Origin of the sequence: Alcaligenes faecalis, assembly GCF_009497775.1 — a bacterium.
In the GTDB taxonomy this organism is placed as follows: Bacteria; Pseudomonadota; Gammaproteobacteria; order Burkholderiales; family Burkholderiaceae_B; genus Alcaligenes; species Alcaligenes faecalis_D.
On the sequence record NZ_CP031012.1, the window covers coordinates 2,889,773 to 2,905,858 of the forward strand.

The 16,086-nt window shown below is 54.5% G+C and carries 16 protein-coding genes and 3 tRNA genes; 2 read left to right on the top strand and 17 right to left on the bottom strand.

Translation table 11 applies throughout. The annotated features are described in order from the left end of the window. Positions 1-7: 7 nt before the first annotated feature. From nuoK to DUD43_RS13525, 16 genes are all read right to left on the bottom strand, one after another. Positions 8-316: an NADH-quinone oxidoreductase subunit NuoK gene (nuoK, locus tag DUD43_RS13445; RefSeq protein WP_026483136.1), complete on the bottom strand. Its 309-nt coding sequence runs from the start codon at positions 314-316 to the stop codon at positions 8-10. 2 nt (positions 317-318) lie between these two features. Continuing rightward, positions 319-960 carry an NADH-quinone oxidoreductase subunit J gene (locus DUD43_RS13450; RefSeq protein ID WP_153230680.1) on the bottom strand — a complete coding sequence of 214 codons (642 nt, stop codon included), beginning with the start codon at positions 958-960 and terminating at the stop codon, positions 319-321. Positions 961-978: 18 nt separating this feature from the next. Then, positions 979-1,467 (bottom strand): NADH-quinone oxidoreductase subunit NuoI, encoded by a 489-nt coding sequence (gene nuoI / locus DUD43_RS13455; protein ID WP_003801051.1) that lies wholly within the window; start codon positions 1,465-1,467, stop codon positions 979-981. Positions 1,468-1,484: 17 nt separating this feature from the next. After that, positions 1,485-2,558, bottom strand: coding sequence for an NADH-quinone oxidoreductase subunit NuoH (nuoH, locus tag DUD43_RS13460; RefSeq protein ID WP_153230681.1), 1,074 nt, complete (start codon positions 2,556-2,558; stop codon positions 1,485-1,487). A 1-nt stretch (position 2,559) separates the two neighbouring features. Then, positions 2,560-4,890, bottom strand: a complete 2,331-nt coding sequence (gene nuoG / locus DUD43_RS13465) for an NADH-quinone oxidoreductase subunit NuoG (RefSeq protein ID WP_153230682.1) — start codon at positions 4,888-4,890, stop codon at positions 2,560-2,562. A gap of 14 nt (positions 4,891-4,904) precedes the next feature. After that, positions 4,905-6,272, bottom strand: coding sequence for an NADH-quinone oxidoreductase subunit NuoF (nuoF, locus tag DUD43_RS13470; protein ID WP_060186469.1), 1,368 nt, complete (start codon positions 6,270-6,272; stop codon positions 4,905-4,907). Then, positions 6,269-6,763, bottom strand: a complete 495-nt coding sequence (gene nuoE, locus DUD43_RS13475; protein WP_060186468.1) for an NADH-quinone oxidoreductase subunit NuoE — start codon at positions 6,761-6,763, stop codon at positions 6,269-6,271. The genes nuoF and nuoE overlap by 4 nt, the downstream gene beginning before the upstream one ends. 29 nt (positions 6,764-6,792) lie before the next feature. Next, positions 6,793-8,046: an NADH-quinone oxidoreductase subunit D gene (locus DUD43_RS13480; protein ID WP_003801056.1), complete on the bottom strand. Its 1,254-nt coding sequence runs from the start codon at positions 8,044-8,046 to the stop codon at positions 6,793-6,795. A gap of 5 nt (positions 8,047-8,051) precedes the next feature. Further along, positions 8,052-8,663, bottom strand: coding sequence for an NADH-quinone oxidoreductase subunit C (locus DUD43_RS13485; protein WP_042482529.1), 612 nt, complete (start codon positions 8,661-8,663; stop codon positions 8,052-8,054). 26 nt (positions 8,664-8,689) lie between these two features. After that, on the bottom strand, positions 8,690-9,166 hold the full coding sequence (locus tag DUD43_RS13490) for a NuoB/complex I 20 kDa subunit family protein (protein ID WP_003801059.1): 477 nt from the start codon (positions 9,164-9,166) through the stop codon (positions 8,690-8,692). A gap of 146 nt (positions 9,167-9,312) precedes the next feature. Then, positions 9,313-9,672: an NADH-quinone oxidoreductase subunit A gene (locus tag DUD43_RS13495; protein WP_003801061.1), complete on the bottom strand. Its 360-nt coding sequence runs from the start codon at positions 9,670-9,672 to the stop codon at positions 9,313-9,315. A 564-nt stretch (positions 9,673-10,236) separates the two neighbouring features. Continuing rightward, the gene (locus DUD43_RS13505; protein ID WP_153230684.1) at positions 10,237-11,364 is read right to left on the bottom strand and encodes a porin; all 1,128 of its coding nucleotides are present in this window, start codon (positions 11,362-11,364) and stop codon (positions 10,237-10,239) included. 623 nt (positions 11,365-11,987) lie between these two features. After that, positions 11,988-12,072: transfer RNA gene (locus DUD43_RS13510), tRNA-Leu, on the bottom strand. A gap of 224 nt (positions 12,073-12,296) precedes the next feature. Next, complete coding sequence (secG, locus tag DUD43_RS13515) at positions 12,297-12,704, bottom strand: preprotein translocase subunit SecG (RefSeq protein WP_153230685.1); 408 nt, start codon at positions 12,702-12,704, stop codon at positions 12,297-12,299. 18 nt (positions 12,705-12,722) lie between these two features. Further along, on the bottom strand, positions 12,723-13,463 hold the full coding sequence (gene tpiA, locus DUD43_RS13520) for a triose-phosphate isomerase (protein WP_153230686.1): 741 nt from the start codon (positions 13,461-13,463) through the stop codon (positions 12,723-12,725). Between the two features lie 159 nt (positions 13,464-13,622). Then, positions 13,623-14,597 (bottom strand): NAD(P)H-quinone oxidoreductase, encoded by a 975-nt coding sequence (locus tag DUD43_RS13525; protein ID WP_153230687.1) that lies wholly within the window; start codon positions 14,595-14,597, stop codon positions 13,623-13,625. Between the two features lie 231 nt (positions 14,598-14,828). On the opposite strand from DUD43_RS13525, the gene DUD43_RS13530 reads away from it, so the two are divergent. Both DUD43_RS13530 and DUD43_RS13535 read left to right on the top strand, forming a co-directional pair. Beyond that, positions 14,829-14,918: transfer RNA gene (locus tag DUD43_RS13530), tRNA-Ser, on the top strand. Positions 14,919-14,930: 12 nt separating this feature from the next. Continuing rightward, positions 14,931-15,016, top strand: a tRNA-Leu gene (locus tag DUD43_RS13535). A gap of 188 nt (positions 15,017-15,204) precedes the next feature. On the opposite strand, the gene DUD43_RS19255 is transcribed toward DUD43_RS13535, so the two are convergent. Further along, on the bottom strand, positions 15,205-16,023 hold the full coding sequence (locus DUD43_RS19255; protein WP_228125792.1) for an amidohydrolase family protein: 819 nt from the start codon (positions 16,021-16,023) through the stop codon (positions 15,205-15,207). Positions 16,024-16,086: the final 63 nt, after the last annotated feature.

The following is a 16,086-nucleotide window of genomic DNA, read 5'->3' on the forward strand; positions in this document are numbered from 1 at the left end:
TATCCCATCAACCCTTGAGCTGGTCGAGATCCTGGACATTGATCGAATTAAGGTTACGGAACAACAGAACCAGAATTGCAAGACCAATGGCCGCCTCGGCCGCAGCGACCGTCAGGACGAAAAAGACAAACACCTGACCTGCCTCGTTGCCCATCCAGGTGGAGAAGGCCACAAAGTTCATGTTGGCCGACAAAAGAATCAGCTCAACAGACATGAGCAAAATAATCAGGTTGCGACGGTTCAGGAAAAAGCCGAACAGGCCGATCGTGAACAGCACAGCGCCCAGGACCAAATAGTGCGCAAGCGTCAGCGTCATCATCATTTGTCTCCTGGCACGACAGCGTCAGCCGAACTGGACACCGACGGCTTTTCGGTTTGAGAAGGAATGGAAACCATGCGCAGACGGTCTTTGGCGCGAACCTTGACCTGTTCGCTGGAGACGGTGCGTTTGACACCTTCACGTTTACGCAAAGTCAGTGCAATGGCCGAGATCATGCCAACCAGCAGCACAATGCCACCGAGCAACACAGCCAACACGTACTGGGAGTACATCAACTCGCCAATGACGCGGGTGTTGTTGTAGTCCGCAGCCACTGCGGCAGCAGGTGCCGTTGTGAACCACAGCTTGGTCAGCACAAAGCCCATTTCCAGAACCATGATGGCGCCGATCAACAGCCCCATCGGCACATGGGCCTGGAATTTCTTGGCAGCGGATTCCTGACGTACGTCCAGCATCATGATGACGAACAGGAACATCACCATCACGGCGCCCACATAGACCACCACCAGCAAGAGGCCCAGGAACTCGGCGCCCATCGTGATCCACATCATGGCGGCCGTGAAGAACACCAGAATCAAATGCAATACGGCCGTAACCGGGTTTTTGGCAGCGATCACGCGATACGCGGCCACCACCATCACCAGCGCCAGCACATAAAACAGAACAGTAGTAAATAACATGAGTGTAGAGCTCCGGCCTTAGCGATAAGGTGCATCTGCGGCACGACGACGAGCGATCTCGTCTTCGTAGCGGTCACCGATAGCCAGCAGCATGTCCTTGGTGTAGTACAAATCGCCGCGTTTTTCACCATGGTATTCGTGAATGTGCGTTTCCACGATCGAATCGACCGGGCAGCTTTCTTCACAGAAACCACAGAAAATACACTTGGCCAGATCGATGTCATAACGCGTGGTGCGGCGTGTGCCGTCCTCGCGCTCTGCCGATTCGATCGAGATAGCCATGGCGGGACATACGGCCTCGCACAGTTTGCACGCGATGCAACGCTCTTCGCCGTTTTCGTAGCGACGCAAAGCGTGCAGACCGCGAAAACGTGGCGAAGCGGGCGTGGTTTCAACGGGATAACGCAGGGTTACCTTGCGCTTGAAGAAATACTTCCCCGTCAGGCGCATGCCTTTGAGCATCTCGGACAGCATCAGGCTGCCAAAGAAATCTTTGATTGCTTCCATAATCTTGCCCCTTAGCCTTAATGCCAGATGTTCCAGGGCGTCTGCATCCAGATCGCCACAATAACCAGCCAAACACCGGTCAGCGGGATAAATACTTTCCAGCCCAAACGCATGATCTGGTCATAGCGGTAACGTGGGAACGTTGCACGGAACCAGATGAACATGGAGACCACGACAAAGGTCTTCAGACCCAGCCACAGCCACCCCGGAATCCAGGTAAATGGAGCGAACTCGACAATAGGAGTCCAGCCACCCAAGAACATGATGGACGCCAGAGCCGACAGGAAAATCATGTTGGCGTATTCGCCCAAGAAGAACAGAGCGAAACCGGTACCGGAGTACTCCACCATGGGACCGGCCACAATTTCCGATTCGCCTTCCACCACGTCAAACGGGTGACGGTTGGTTTCAGCAACGGCGGAAATCACGTAGATCACAAACAGTGGCAGCAGCGGCAGCCAGTTCCAGGACAGGAAGTTCAAGCCCTTGTCCGCAAAGTACCCCTGAGTCTGACCGACCACGATGCCCGACAGATTCAGCGTGCCGGAAACCAGCAACACGGTAATCAGGACAAAGCCGATAGCCAGTTCGTAGGACAACACCTGAGCGGCTGCACGCAGACCACCCAGCAAGGCGTACTTGGAGTTGGACGCCCAACCGGCCACGATCACACCGTACACACCCAGCGAGGTAATCGCCAGAATGTACAGCAGACCGGCGTTAACGTCGGACAGAACCACATCGGGGCTGAAAGGAATCACCGCCCAGGCGGCCAAAGCAGGCATCAGCGTCACAACCGGAGCCAACAGGTACAGGACCTTGTTGGACTTCGCAGGAACGATCAGCTCTTTGGTCAGCAATTTGAAAACGTCAGCGAAAGGCTGCAGCAGGCCGCGGTAACCAACACGGGTTGGTCCCAAACGAACGTGCATGAAGCCGATCATCTTGCGTTCCCAGTAGGTCAGGTACGCAACACACAGAATGACGGGCACCGCGATAGCGACAATCTTCAGCAGCGTCCACACCACATACCATGCGCTCGGACCCAGCAGGTCCGAACCGTAGTTATTGATGGCAGAGAGAAATTCCATGTTATGCACGCTCCACTGTCAATTGACCGAATGCGCTACCCAAAGCGGCAGTTTCAGAAAAAGCGGTGGCAACACGCACCGAGTTCAATGCCACGGTGTCATCCAGCTGAGCTGGCAAGCTGACTTCGCCTTGCGAAGAACGAACCTTCACCAGATCGCCGTCGGCCAGACCCAGTTGGGTCAGCGTGGCGGCGGCCATGCGAGCCGTAGGGGCTGCCGAAGCAGGTGTTTCCTGCAAAGGAGCCGAACGACGCACCAGCGCATCGCTGCGGTAGATAGGTACATCAGCCACACGCTCCAGACCGCTAGCAGCAGGCAGAACGCTGGCAGCCAGATTGATCTGGTTGGACAGACGCGATTCCACACCGGCAGCCATGACCGAGTCACGAACCGATTCGGAGGTTTCGTCGTCGAAACCATCCAGCTGGAACAGATTGCCCAGTACGCGCAGAACCTTCCAGGCCGGACGTGTATCGCCCACGGGAGCAGCTGCGCCCTTGAAGCTTTGTACACGGCCTTCGGCGTTCACAAAGGTGCCGGAGGTTTCAGTGAAAGGAGACACAGGCAGCATCACATCGGCCCACTGCTCGGCAGCGGAACGATAGGAAGTCAGCGCGACCGAGAAGGTGGCGGACTTCAGTGTTTCTACAGCACGTTCGCCCAGATCGCTGTCCAGTGCAGGCTCCACATTCAGAACCAGGTAAGCACGCAGGGTTTGAGCCAGCATTTGCTCGGCAGTCAAACCGCCCTTGCCCGGTACGGCGTTGGCCAGGTAACCACCCACGGTGTTACCACCGGCAGTCAGGAAGCCCAGCTTGGCACCGCTAGCCTGTGCAATTGCATTGGCGTTGGCAGCAATCACGCTGGCCTGATCCGAGTTGACAGCCATATTTCCCAGCAAGATGGCCACGCGTTCACCGGAGGCCAGGCTGTCAGCAATCTGCTGAGCTTCAGCAGAAACCTGTACGCCTTCCAGACCAGCAGGAACGGCGCTGTCCTTGGCTTTGGCAACCGCAACCAGCACTTGAGCCAGGGAATTGGCCAACTGGCTGGGAGCGACCGTCATGCGGCCGGCAATCGCATTGAACAATGGATTATCGGCAGCCGAATCAATAAAGGAAACTTGAGCACCGCGTTTGACAGCCTGACGCAGACGCTGAGCCATCAAGGGGTGATCTTTACGCAGGAAGGAGCCCACGACCAGAACGCGATCCAGTTCGTTCAAGGCGGTCAGAGGCATACCCAACCAAGGCACACCGGCCAGGGCGCCGTCCAGGCGGGCATCGGTCTGGCGCAGACGGAAGTCCACGTTTTCGGTACCCAGAGCACGACCCAGACGAGCCAGCAAAGCCAGTTCTTCGGTTGTGGAGGTAGCCGAACCAATACAGCCCAGTTGATCTGCACCAAACTTCTCGCGCACGGCGTTCATGCCGGCAACGATGGTTTGCATGGCGTCGTTCCAGGAAGCTTCACGCCACTGGCCGTCATCACCACGCACCATGGGGCGAGTCAGACGATCTTCGGTGTACAGGCCTTCGTAGGAGAAACGGTCACGGTCGCTGATCCAGCACTCGTTGACTTCGTCGTTCTCGAAGGGAACAACACGCAACACCTTGTCCATCTTGGCTTGCAGCACCAGGTTGGCACCCACGCTGTCGTGCGGGCTAACGCTGCGACGACGGGCCAATTCCCAGGTACGGGCATTGAAGCGGAAAGGTTTGGAGAGCAAGGCACCCACGGGGCAAACGTCAATCATGTTGCCCGACAATTCGGACTCGACTGCGCGACCCACAAAGGTGGTGATTTCGGCGTGTTCGCCGCGGTTGAGCATACCAACCTCTTGGACACCGGCGATTTCTTCGCCAGTACGCACACAGCGGGTGCAGTGAATGCAACGCTGCATGGCTTCGGTCGAGATCAGGGGGCCCATGGATTTGGCGGCCACAACGCGCTTTTCTTCCTTGTAGCGCGACTCGGAGCCACCGTAACCCACGGCCAGATCTTGCAGCTGACATTCACCGCCCTGGTCACACACGGGGCAATCCAGAGGGTGGTTGATCAGCAGGAATTCCATGACGCTCTTTTGAGCGGCCACGGCTTTTTCCGAACGAGTACGCACAACCATGCCGTTGGTGACGGGAGTGGCGCAAGCAGGCAAAGGCTTGGGCGCTTTTTCCACGTCCACCAAACACATGCGGCAGTTGGCGGCAATACTCAGTTTTTTGTGATAACAGAAGTGCGGCACGTAGACCCCGGCGTCATGGGCAGCCTGAATGACCATGCTGCCTTCCGGGGCGTCAACTTTAATGCCATCGATGGTGAGTTCTACCATTACGTTGTCCTGGCCTACAAATATTGAGGCACCACACAGCCTTTATGCTCGATGTGGTGTGCGAACTCGTCGCGGAAATGCTTAACGAAACTGCGCACCGGCATGGCAGCAGCATCACCCAGGGCGCAAATGGTGCGGCCCATGATGTTCTGTGCGATGTCGTCGAGCATGTCCAGATCTTCTGGGCGACCTTGACCGTTCTCGATACGATGCACCATGCGCCACAACCAGCCTGTGCCTTCGCGGCACGGCGTGCACTGGCCGCAGCTTTCGTGATAGTAAAAATAGGACAGGCGCAGCAGGGACTTGACCATGCAACGAGTCTCGTCCATCACGATGACAGCGCCCGAACCCAGCATGGAACCAGCCTTGGCAATGGAGTCATAGTCCAGGTTGGTTGCCATGATGATGTCGGCGGGCAAAACCGGCGAGCTGGAACCACCAGGGATAACAGCCTTCAGTTTGCGACCGTCACGCATGCCGCCTGCCAGTTCCAGCAAGGTGGCAAAGGGTGTACCCAGAGGCACTTCGTAGTTACCGGGACGCTCTACGTCACCCGTAATGGAGAAGATCTTGGTGCCACCGGCGTTGGGGATACCCACTTCCAGGTATTCCTGACCGCTGTTGCGCAAAATCCAGGGTACAGCCGCGAAGGTTTCGGTGTTGTTGATGGTCGTCGGCTTGCCGTACAGACCGAAACTGGCTGGGAATGGCGGTTTGAAACGGGGCTGGCCCTTCTTGCCTTCCAGAGACTCCAGTAGCGCAGTTTCTTCACCGCAAATGTAGGCGCCGTAACCGTGGAACGCATGCAGCTGGAAGCTGAAATCCGAACCCAGGATCTTGTCACCCAGAAAGCCTGCCGCACGGGCCTGCTCCAGCGCTTCTTCAAAGCGCTGATAGATTTCGAACACTTCACCGTGGATATAGTTGTAGCCCACGGTAATGCCCATGGCGTAGGCAGCAATGGCCATGCCTTCGATCACGATATGCGGGTTGAAACGCAGAATATCGCGGTCTTTGAAAGTGCCCGGTTCGCCCTCGTCAGAGTTACATACCAGGTACTTTTGACCGGGCAAGCTGCGGGGCATGAAGCTCCACTTCAGACCCGATGGAAAACCTGCACCACCACGACCACGCAAGGCCGAAGTCTTCACTTCAGCAATCACGTCTTCGGGTTTCATGCCGGTGGTCAAGACCTTGCGCAGGGCTTCATAGCCACCACGCTTGACGTACTCTTCCAGGCCCCAGTTGTCGCCGTTCAAACCAGCCAGAATCTGTGGCTGAATATGACGATCATGAAAAATCATGCTGCGCGATGCGTCGCCACCAGGGTTAGGTTCCAATCCCTGTGCGAACTTGCGCAGAATGTCCGGTGCAATCATGCCGATTCTCCGTGTGTCTTCAATTCTTCGAGCATGGCATCAATGCGCTCGGCTTCCATGCGCACGCACATGTGCTGATTGTTCAGCAACATGACGGGCGAATCACCACATGAACCCATGCACTCTCCCATGATCAGGGAGAACTGGCCGTCCGCCGTGGTTTCACCGTATTCGATACCCAGTTTCTCTTTCAGGTACTCGCCAGCCTTGACGCCATCACGCAGCGCACAGGGCAAGTTGGTGCAAACGGAAATGGTGACGCGGCCAACGGGTTTGGTGTGGAACATGTTGTAGAAGGTCGCAACCTCCTGAACAGCAATGGCTTCCACGCCAATGTATTTGGCCACATCCTCGATAATCTCTGGCGATACCCAGCCTTTTTCCTGCTGGGCAATGGCCAGGGAGGCCATGATGGCAGAGCGACGTTGATCTGCCGGGAACTTGCTCAGTTCCTTATCTATCTGTTGGTAGGCTTTTTCGGAAAGCAACATAATTCGGTTCCGTTTTTCCAGGCGCGACCTTAACGGTCGATCTCGCCAAACACAATGTCCTGCGTGCCGATGATAGTGACCGCGTCGGCAATCATGTGACCGCGGCTCATTTCATCGAGGGCCTGCAAGTGGACGAAGCCCGGAGCACGGATCTTCATGCGGTAAGGCTTGTTACCGCCGTCAGATACCAGATAAATGCCAAACTCGCCCTTGGGATGCTCCACACCGGCATACACTTCGCCAGTAGGCACGTGCATACCTTCGGAGAACAGTTTGAAATGGTGGATCAAGTCCTCCATCCCGGTTTTCATGCGTTCGCGCGATGGCGGCGCCACTTTGTGGTTATCCGTGATGACAGGGCCGGGGTTGTTGCGCAGCCACTGTACACACTGACGAATGATGCGGTTGCTCTCGCGCATTTCTGCGATACGAACCAGGTAACGGTCGTAAGAGTCACCGTTGCGACCCACAGGAATATCAAATTCAACACGGTCGTAGACTTCGTAGGGCTGCATCTTGCGCAGATCCCACTCCACGCCCGAACCACGCAGCATAGGGCCGGTAAAGCCCAGCGCCTTGGCGCGATCAGGATCGACCACGCCCACGCCCACCAGACGCTGCTTCCAGATACGGTTATCGGTCAGCAGGGTTTCATACTCGTCAACACAAGCGGGGAAACGGTTGGTGAAGTCTTCGATGAAATCCAGCAAAGAACCCGAACGCGCTTCGTTCATGGCTTTCAGTTCTTTGTCGGAGCGGTATTTGTTGGCCTTGTACTGAGGCATGGTGCCGGGCAGATCGCGGTAAACGCCACCTGGACGGTAGTAGGCCGCGTGCAAACGGGCACCGGAGACGGCTTCGTAGCAGTCCATCAGGTCTTCACGTTCACGGAAGGCGTACAGGAACACGGCCATGGCACCCACGTCCAGCGCATGCGAACCAACCGACATCAGGTGGTTCAGAATGCGGGTGATCTCGTCGAACATCACGCGGATGTACTGGGCACGCAACGGCACTTCAACACCGACCAGACGTTCCACAGCCATACAGTAGGCGTGTTCGTTAACCATCATGGACACATAGTCCAGACGATCCATGTATGGCAGGGTTTGCAGGAAAGTGCGGTGCTCGGCCAGCTTTTCAGTGGCGCGGTGCAACAGACCAATATGGGGGTCAGCACGCTGAATGACTTCACCGTCCAGCTCAAGCACCAAACGCAACACACCGTGTGCGGCTGGGTGCTGAGGACCAAAGTTCAGGGTGTAGTTTTGAATTTCTGCCATGATGCTTATCGCCCAATTCCGTAATCGTCCTCGCGCACCACTCGTGGCGTGATTTCACGCGGCTCGATGGTGACGGGCTGGTAAATGACCCGCTTCTGCTCGGTGTCATAGCGCATTTCGACGTAGCCGGAGATGGGGAAGTCTTTGCGGAACGGATGACCGATGAAACCGTAGTCGGTCAGGATGCGACGCAGATCAGGGTGGTTCTCGAAAATAATGCCGTACAGGTCAAACGCTTCGCGCTCGAACCAGTTCACCGAAGGCCAGACCTCGAACAGGGTTGGCAAAGCGGGGAAATCGTCGTTGGGCACAAAGCAGCGCACACGCAGGCGCCAGTTGTGCTTCAAGGACATCAAGTGCAGCACAACGGCAAAGCGATGGGGAAACTGAGCCGATGCGGCCTGATAGGTAGGCGCTTTCCAGGCGGAATAATCAATCCCGCACAAGTCGATACAGGTCTCAAAGCGCAGATCAGCGTGGTCGCGCAACAGTGTGCAGGTATCGAGCCACGCATCAACCGGCACTTCCAAAGTGAGTTCATTGCGCGCTTGCGTCAACGCAGCCTGCTCGCCAAGGATAGAGAGCAAGTTGGTTTTTAAAGTTTCTAGCCGTGTCATAGTCTTGTTTAGCCTGTTCTAACCGTTCAGCGTGCGATGGTATTGGTCAAACGGATCTTGTTCTGCATTTGCAGCAAGCCGTAAACCAGAGCTTCAGCGGTTGGAGGACAGCCCGGCACGTACACGTCTACCGGCACGATGCGGTCGCAACCGCGCACAACCGAGTAGGAGTAGTGGTAGTAGCCGCCACCATTGGCACAGGAGCCCATGGATACAACCCAGCGTGGCTCGGCCATCTGGTCATATACCTTGCGCAAGGCAGGTGCCATCTTGTTGCACAGGGTGCCCGCCACAATCATCAAGTCAGATTGACGTGGGCTGGGACGGAAAATAATGCCGAATTGGTCCAGGTCATAACGAGCTGCACCAGCGTGCATCATTTCCACTGCACAACAGGCCAGACCAAATGTCATGGGCCACATGGACCCTGTTTTTGCCCAGTTCAGAAACTTGTCTGCACTGGTCGTCACAAAACCTTCTTTGAGAATGCCGTCGATAGCCATAGTAGTTGCCTTTTGCCGGATCAGACCCTGGGAAGCCCCGGCCTATCCTGTTGCTGACCAAACCCGCTGTCATCAAGACGCATCCTCGTGCCCCTTATGCCCAGCAGCAGACGCGAAAACCCCAAGCAGGGTTCTCCATGGATGGGTTACTCCCAGTCCAGAGCGCCTTTTTTCCATTCGTAGATAAAACCGACCGTCAAAACGGCCAGGAACGCCATAACGGTCCAGAAACCGACCAGGCCTACTGTTCCATTGGCCATGGCCCAGGGAAACAGAAAAGCGATTTCCAGATCGAACATGATGAACAGAATCGCGATCAGGTAGTAACGAATGTCCACCTTCATGCGCGAATCGCCGAATGCTTCAAAACCGCATTCGTAAGGAGAGAGCTTTTCAGCATCGGGCCGGTTTGGACCAAGCACTCGACCGACCAAAAGTAGAGCCAGGCCAATCCCAGTGGCGACGATGATAAATAGCAAAACGGGAAAGTACTCTTGCAGGTTCATGCAAAGCATCCAATCGCAGTAAATAAACTCTTGGATTGTAGCATTTTGAGAGCACAGTTTTGGGGGATAACCCCAAACCATTACATCTATGCACGGGTGTTGCACCCATGCCGCAAAAACTGTCAGCTACCTGACCAAAAACCCTTCAACTATTGATTATTTACTTTATTAAGGGTTGTGATTTCAGGCATCAATTAATTATCTTACCCGCTTTTGTAAGGAAAATGTCAGCCTGAGACACCAAGAAAACGATTTTTCGTGCTTATTTTGTAAGCAAGACAAACAAAACCAAGTGGTCGCAAGCTCAGCCTAGTCTACATAGCAGGATTATATGATTGTGCATATAAGCGCCCATAGCAAGCACAGATACACAAGCAAGCACCGAGACAGACAAACAGACAAACAGACAGACAGACAGACAGACAGACAGACAGACAGACAGACAGACAGACTAGAAACCAGCCAAAAAAAAGCCATCCCGAAGGATGGCTTTTTATACTTCATCAGCTCAAGCAAGCCCAAAGGCCTGCTTTTCGCAACGCGTAGACATGCTACGCGAAACGATTAGAACTGGTGACGCAGACCAACGCCCAACAGAGTGGACTTAGCGTCAGGAACGAAGTACACGTTCTTGGCATAGGAACCAATTGCGTACACGTTCGTGCGCTTGCTCAGTGGGTGGCTGTAACCCAAGCTGTATGTGTGCTGTTTCTTCTTCTCCATGTCCAGACCGGAGAACATAGTTGGCACGGCACGCATGTCGGCCATGGTCCAAGAAGCCATCAGGGTGCCAGCGCCAACAGGAGCCGAGACACCAACCAGGTAGGAGTTGATCTTCAGACCGTCCATACCAATCATGTTGCCGCTGTTAGGCAGAACGTCGGAGCTACCGGAGTAGTCTTGGGAAGCGAACAGGCCGTTACGAGTTTGACCGAAAGCCAAGTAAGCTTTCACAACTTCAAAGTCGTAGCTACCACCGATGTTCCAGGACTTAACAGAAGTGCTGTCACCCAGGTTTTCTGGAGTCTTGAACTGATCGTACGTTACAGCAACGCCGACTGGACCGTTAGCGTAACGCAGACCGGTGGTCACGCCGCGCATGTTTGTCTTGTCTGCACCGTCAACGTCCCAACCTTGCTTACCGTCAACGTTGAAGGAGTAACCAACGCCGAACTGGAAGCCGGAGAAGTTAGGGGTTTGGTACATGACCATGTTGTCGTAACGAGCGGTGTTAGCTGCTGTGAAAGCACCACCGATGTTAGCTTGGTCGAAACCACCGCCGAAAGGATCGGCTACGCCTGGCAAGTACTTGGAGGCGATGTTAGTTTGACGACCGAAGTCCAGTTGACCCCAGCTGTCGCCAGCCAGACCCAGAGTGGCTTGACGACCGAACAAACGGCTACCTTGACCGGATTTGCCGGTGCCCAGATCGAAACCGCTTTCCAGAACGAATACAGCGCGCAGGCCGTCACCCAGATCTTCGGAACCCTTCAGGCCCCAACGGTTGCCAGACTGGATACCGTTGATCATGCCAGTACGCTTCTGGGAGAAATCACCAGCGTCGTCGTTAACTTTCAGTTTTTGGTAACCAATACCAGCGTCCAGAATACCGTACAGGGTGACAGACGTTTCTGCGTGTGCGACGCCAGCGAAGCCGGCCATCAGAGCAGCAGCGAGCAGAGTCTTTTTCATGTAAGAAATCTCCGTAGATTTGAGTAAATCAGAGCAGCCCAACTACAACAGTGCTGCTGCTCTTTCTAACTCCGCGATGGGAAGTTAACGCTATTGCATCAAAATTCCCGTCGCTTGACTACGAAACCGTTCGGAAACGTGAATCTTTGTGCACAGCTTGTTGGCTATACACAACAAAAACCCACTTACAGCGGCTTTGCAAGCCGCTTTAGCCAAGCACGACTATTAGCAGCCTAAACCTACAATCTTCTTAAGAACTTGCTTTAAGTCTTCTGAGCAATCGGTCGCCAATGCTGGCTCTCTGCAAACAAGGCAAAAAATGAAATCAAGACGAAAAAAGACCAGATCGCCGCTCTGAACCCATCAAGAGCCGGAGACGAACATATGGCTTGATTGATGAATTCTCATATTATGAGAATCAAAACAGATACAGAATTCAGCATGCACTGACCCGATTCAAGCGCTTATCCAACAAACAAGAACCAGCCCCGGAAATCACGGCGCAAGCAACCCACCACAAAAAAACAAAACACCAAAAAATGGCGAAAAAAAAACCTGTCCTTTTTCAGGATCAGGTTTTATTTCCAGGTTCTGCAATCGCAGAACTTTCCAACTTTTTTGTTTGGTGCCGACGACGAGACTCGAACTCGTACAGCTTTCGCCACTACCCCCTCAAGATAGCGTGTCTACCAATTCCACCACGTCGGCAAGCAATCAAGACAGCGATATTAGCATGACAAAAGTAAAGCTGTCAGTACAAAACAGCCCAAAACGCCTAAAAAAGCACGTACGCAGCCATATTCCACACAAACACCGCTAAATGAACAAAGCCCGCCATTACGGCGGGCTTCGATATCGCAGCTGCGATCCTGCCTGTGATCTTTGTTGCCTCTTATATATAGAGCAACAACAAACCCACAAACAGACCGAGCTTACTCAGCTGCGGGAACCGCTGGAGCGCTTTGCTCAGGAGTTGCCGAAGGAACAGCCGCAGGCACGGAGGCCGCTGGAGCAGGAACCGAAGCGGCGCCCGATGTGGCTGCACCAGGAACGGAAGACTCGTAACCTTGCATCACGCCCGCATCCACTTTCTGCGCAGGATGGTGAGCGACCCAGGCCAAACCGCCGGTAGACACAAAAAAGACGATTGCCGCCCATTTGGTCATGCGCGACAAAAAGTTCGCCGCGCCCGCTGCACCAAACACGCTACCTGCCGAACCACCACCAAAGGCCGAGCCCATATCAGCGCCCTTGCCTTGCTGCAGCAGAACCAGACCAATAATCAACAGCGAGGAGATAACCTGCACCGCCATCAGAACGGAAGACATCCAATCTTGCATTTAAAGACTCCAGACCCTTTAAGCGGCCACAATACGTAAAAATTCTTGTGCATCCAAAGATGCACCACCCACCAAGGCACCATCAATATCCGGCATGGCAAACAACTCAGCGGCATTATCCGCCTTCACGCTGCCACCGTACAAAATACGCAACTGATCCGACTCCATATAAGCACGAATCTGTTGATGCATTTGCTGTGCTTGCTCTGGCGTTGCAGTCAGACCAGTACCAATAGCCCAGACCGGCTCGTATGCCAGAACCAACCTGGACACCACGTCGGCCCCAAGAGCCTTGATGGGTTCGAGCTGATCTTGCACCACACAGGTTTCCTGCCCTGCCTCGCGATCGGCCAACTGCTCGCCAATACAGACAATGGGCGTCAAGCCCGCATCCAGTGCCGCAACAACTTTGGCGGCGACCTGAGCACTGCTTTCCTGGTGATACTGACGACGTTCGGAATGCCCGACAATCACCCAGCGACAACCTACATCAGCCAGCATGGCCGCCGAGATCTCCCCGGTGTATGCACCCTTGGCGTGGACACTGACATCCTGAGCACCAACCGCAATGGTCGAATCTTTCAAGATATCTGCCACCTGAGGCAAATACACATAAGGAACGCATACAAGCACATCACAATCTGCCTGCGCATCAGGCTGAACGAGCAGTTCTTGCAGCAGACGGCTGTTGCCATCAAGCGAGCCATTTAATTTCCAATTACCCGCAACCAGTCGTTTACGCGAAGAATGTACGCTCATTGCTCCCTTGATGCCAGTCAAAAAGTTACACCAACGCCCACAATCAAGGCGCAGCTAACCGGCTATTGTAGCGCGAGCAAATCCTTTTCGCGCATCTTTGGCAGAAAATTCGTTTCAAACCAGCAAGAAAAAGGGTGGCTATGCCACCCCTTGCTGCTTTTAAGGAACAAGAATGATCTTGCCCACCTGTTCACCCGCCTCCATCATGGCATGCGCTTCGCTCGCCTTTTCCAGAGGGAAAGTGGCGTGAATCAAGGGACGCACCTGCCCTGCTTCCAGCAAAGGCCAGACACGCGCTTTCAGTGCCTGCGCCAGCTGCGCCTTGAACTCGACAGGACGAGAGCGCAGGGTTGAGCCGGTAATAGTCAGACGACGACGCAGGATCTCGCCACAATTGATCGTGGCCTTCACCCCACCCAGCAAAGCAATAATGACGATACGGCCGTCATCGGCCAGACACGTCAAATCCCGGTTGATGTAATCACCAGAGACCATATCCAGAATCACATCAACGCCACGACCGCCTGTTTTGCTTTTGATGACGTCTTCATAAACCTCGGTTTTATAGTTGATGCCAATCCCGCCCAAACGGTTAATGGCCTCAACACGCTCGTCGCTACCAGCCGTGGCGTAAACCGTATGCCCCAGAGCCACAGCCAGCTGAATTGCTGTTGTTCCAATTCCACTGGCACCGCCATGAACCAGCAGGGTTTCACCCTTGCTCAGTTGGCCACGGTCGAACACATTGCTCCAGACCGTAAAGAAGGTCTCTGGCAAACCAGCCGCCTCAAGCAAACTAAAACCCGCGGGGATAGGCAAACATTGCTGTACTGGAACCACACAATATTCAGCATAGCCCCCGCCGGTCACCAAAGCACAAACCTGATCACCAATCTTGAATTCACTACCCTGCACATCGCCAGATACGATTTCACCGGCCAACTCCAGACCAGGAATATCGGATGCGCCAGCCGGGGGCGGATACGCACCCGCCCGCTGCAAGACGTCTGGACGGTTTACACCCGCCGCCAACACCTTGACCAACACCTCACCAGGCCCCGTCTGCGGCATGGGGCGCTCACCCACTCGCAATACTTCCGATTTTCCAAACTCGGTAATTTCAACAGCTCGCATACCTACTCCCTGATATCTAGACTATTTTTCCAGCACGGCCCTGGCAACAAACCACCAGCAGCCGCCTTACCTGCTGCAATCTATCACAGGCACTGCTATCAGCGCCCTATTCCAGCCCTGAAAACAGATTATTTCCATGACGCTGGCAAATTTATACGTTACACTTTAAGGCTTTCCTGGCCTCCATGCTTTTTTTCGCATGTGACTTGCCGGGGAAAAGCCCAACAGATAGGAAGCGTGCCAGAGCGGTTGAATGGACCGGTCTTGAAAACCGGCGATGGGGTAACCCATCCGTGAGTTCGAATCTCACCGCTTCCGCCATCATCTCCCGCTGCATCCATGGCGGAATTGGTAGACGCAAGGGACTTAAAATCCCTCGATCTTTGATCGTGCCGGTTCGATTCCGGCTGGATGCACCATAGACTTGAAGCGGTCTGTACGGCCAAATAAGCCTTATATTTGCCAAAATTCGCTTTAGTTTCGCGGCAAAAACCAGGCAACAAAAAGCCCACTACTCATGGTGGGCTTTTTTGTTTTCTCCGCCTCAAGAAAAGTCAGTATTCATGTGAATCCGCACAAGACCAGAGAGGCGCTTTTCACTCCCCACTCACAGAGTCGCGCCATAGACCTGCTGACCAGCAAAGTAAGTCGCCAAAACCCGTATGTCTTTCAAGGTCTCCACATCCACCTCCAGCACATCACGATCCAGCACGATAAAGTCCGCTTGCTTGCCCGCCTCCAGTGAGCCGATCTTCCCTTCCATTCGAATAGCCCTGGCTGCATTGATGGTATAGGCTGTGAACATACTGTCTTTATCCATACGCTCGCCTGCATTCAAGCCACCACCCGGCCCAGAACGTGTCATCGCATGATGAATAGCCTCCCACGGATTCACCGTAGAAATCGGCCAATCACTGGCACCCACAACCACCGCCCCATGCTGCTCCAGCAGTAGCTCTCCCTGCTTGCCTGAGTTCTCGTAGCGGCCAAGCAAGGCTGCACTTTGAGCCGGATACTCCAACACCCCATCAGCAAACACCTTGATGCCCGGCAAGCTCAGGTTAGGGATGTGTGCAAAGCGCTTTCGAACACTATCGAGCCGATCGAGATCCGCAGCATCACTATCCGGGCTGGCGACCAGCAAGGCAGCAACATGAGCAGTGAATAAGCCCGCTTCAGATAAAACCCGATAAGCAGGCAATATGCCCTCTCCATCCCCACCCAGGGGCCGCGAAAACAAAGCCTCACCTGGACCGACATTCGCTGCCGGGTCCATCCAGGCGGTAATACCATAATGATTATTCGTTTCAACCGCGGCCTTGGCAGCTGCCAGCAACTGCTTTTCAGTTGGCTTGGGCAAGATCACCGTTACCTTATCCAGGCCGGCATACACCAACACCCCATGAGGCTGACCAGTCTTGCTCACACCGATTGTGTGGCGAGACTTCTCAGGCAATGCCTACACGTAGGCAGCGTCAATTCCCGCCTT

Coding starts and splice junctions, on each gene's coding strand:
- DUD43_RS13480 (WP_003801056.1), bottom strand. CDS start 8,046: ATGGCAGAAATTCAAAACTACACCCTGAACTTTGGTCCTCAGCACCCA.
- DUD43_RS13490 (WP_003801059.1), bottom strand. CDS start 9,166: ATGGCTATCGACGGCATTCTCAAAGAAGGTTTTGTGACGACCAGTGCA.
- DUD43_RS13495 (WP_003801061.1), bottom strand. CDS start 9,672: ATGAACCTGCAAGAGTACTTTCCCGTTTTGCTATTTATCATCGTCGCC.
- DUD43_RS13485 (WP_042482529.1), bottom strand. CDS start 8,663: ATGACACGGCTAGAAACTTTAAAAACCAACTTGCTCTCTATCCTTGGC.
- nuoE (WP_060186468.1), bottom strand. CDS start 6,763: ATGTTGCTTTCCGAAAAAGCCTACCAACAGATAGATAAGGAACTGAGC.
- nuoI (WP_003801051.1), bottom strand. CDS start 1,467: ATGGAAGCAATCAAAGATTTCTTTGGCAGCCTGATGCTGTCCGAGATG.
- DUD43_RS13505 (WP_153230684.1), bottom strand. CDS start 11,364: ATGAAAAAGACTCTGCTCGCTGCTGCTCTGATGGCCGGCTTCGCTGGC.
- nuoF (WP_060186469.1), bottom strand. CDS start 6,272: ATGATTGCACCGGACATTCTGCGCAAGTTCGCACAGGGATTGGAACCT.
- tpiA (WP_153230686.1), bottom strand. CDS start 13,463: ATGAGCGTACATTCTTCGCGTAAACGACTGGTTGCGGGTAATTGGAAA.
- nuoK (WP_026483136.1), bottom strand. CDS start 316: ATGACGCTGACGCTTGCGCACTATTTGGTCCTGGGCGCTGTGCTGTTC.
- secG (WP_153230685.1), bottom strand. CDS start 12,704: ATGCAAGATTGGATGTCTTCCGTTCTGATGGCGGTGCAGGTTATCTCC.
- nuoG (WP_153230682.1), bottom strand. CDS start 4,890: ATGGTAGAACTCACCATCGATGGCATTAAAGTTGACGCCCCGGAAGGC.
- nuoH (WP_153230681.1), bottom strand. CDS start 2,558: ATGGAATTTCTCTCTGCCATCAATAACTACGGTTCGGACCTGCTGGGT.
- DUD43_RS13525 (WP_153230687.1), bottom strand. CDS start 14,597: ATGCGAGCTGTTGAAATTACCGAGTTTGGAAAATCGGAAGTATTGCGA.
- DUD43_RS13450 (WP_153230680.1), bottom strand. CDS start 960: ATGTTATTTACTACTGTTCTGTTTTATGTGCTGGCGCTGGTGATGGTG.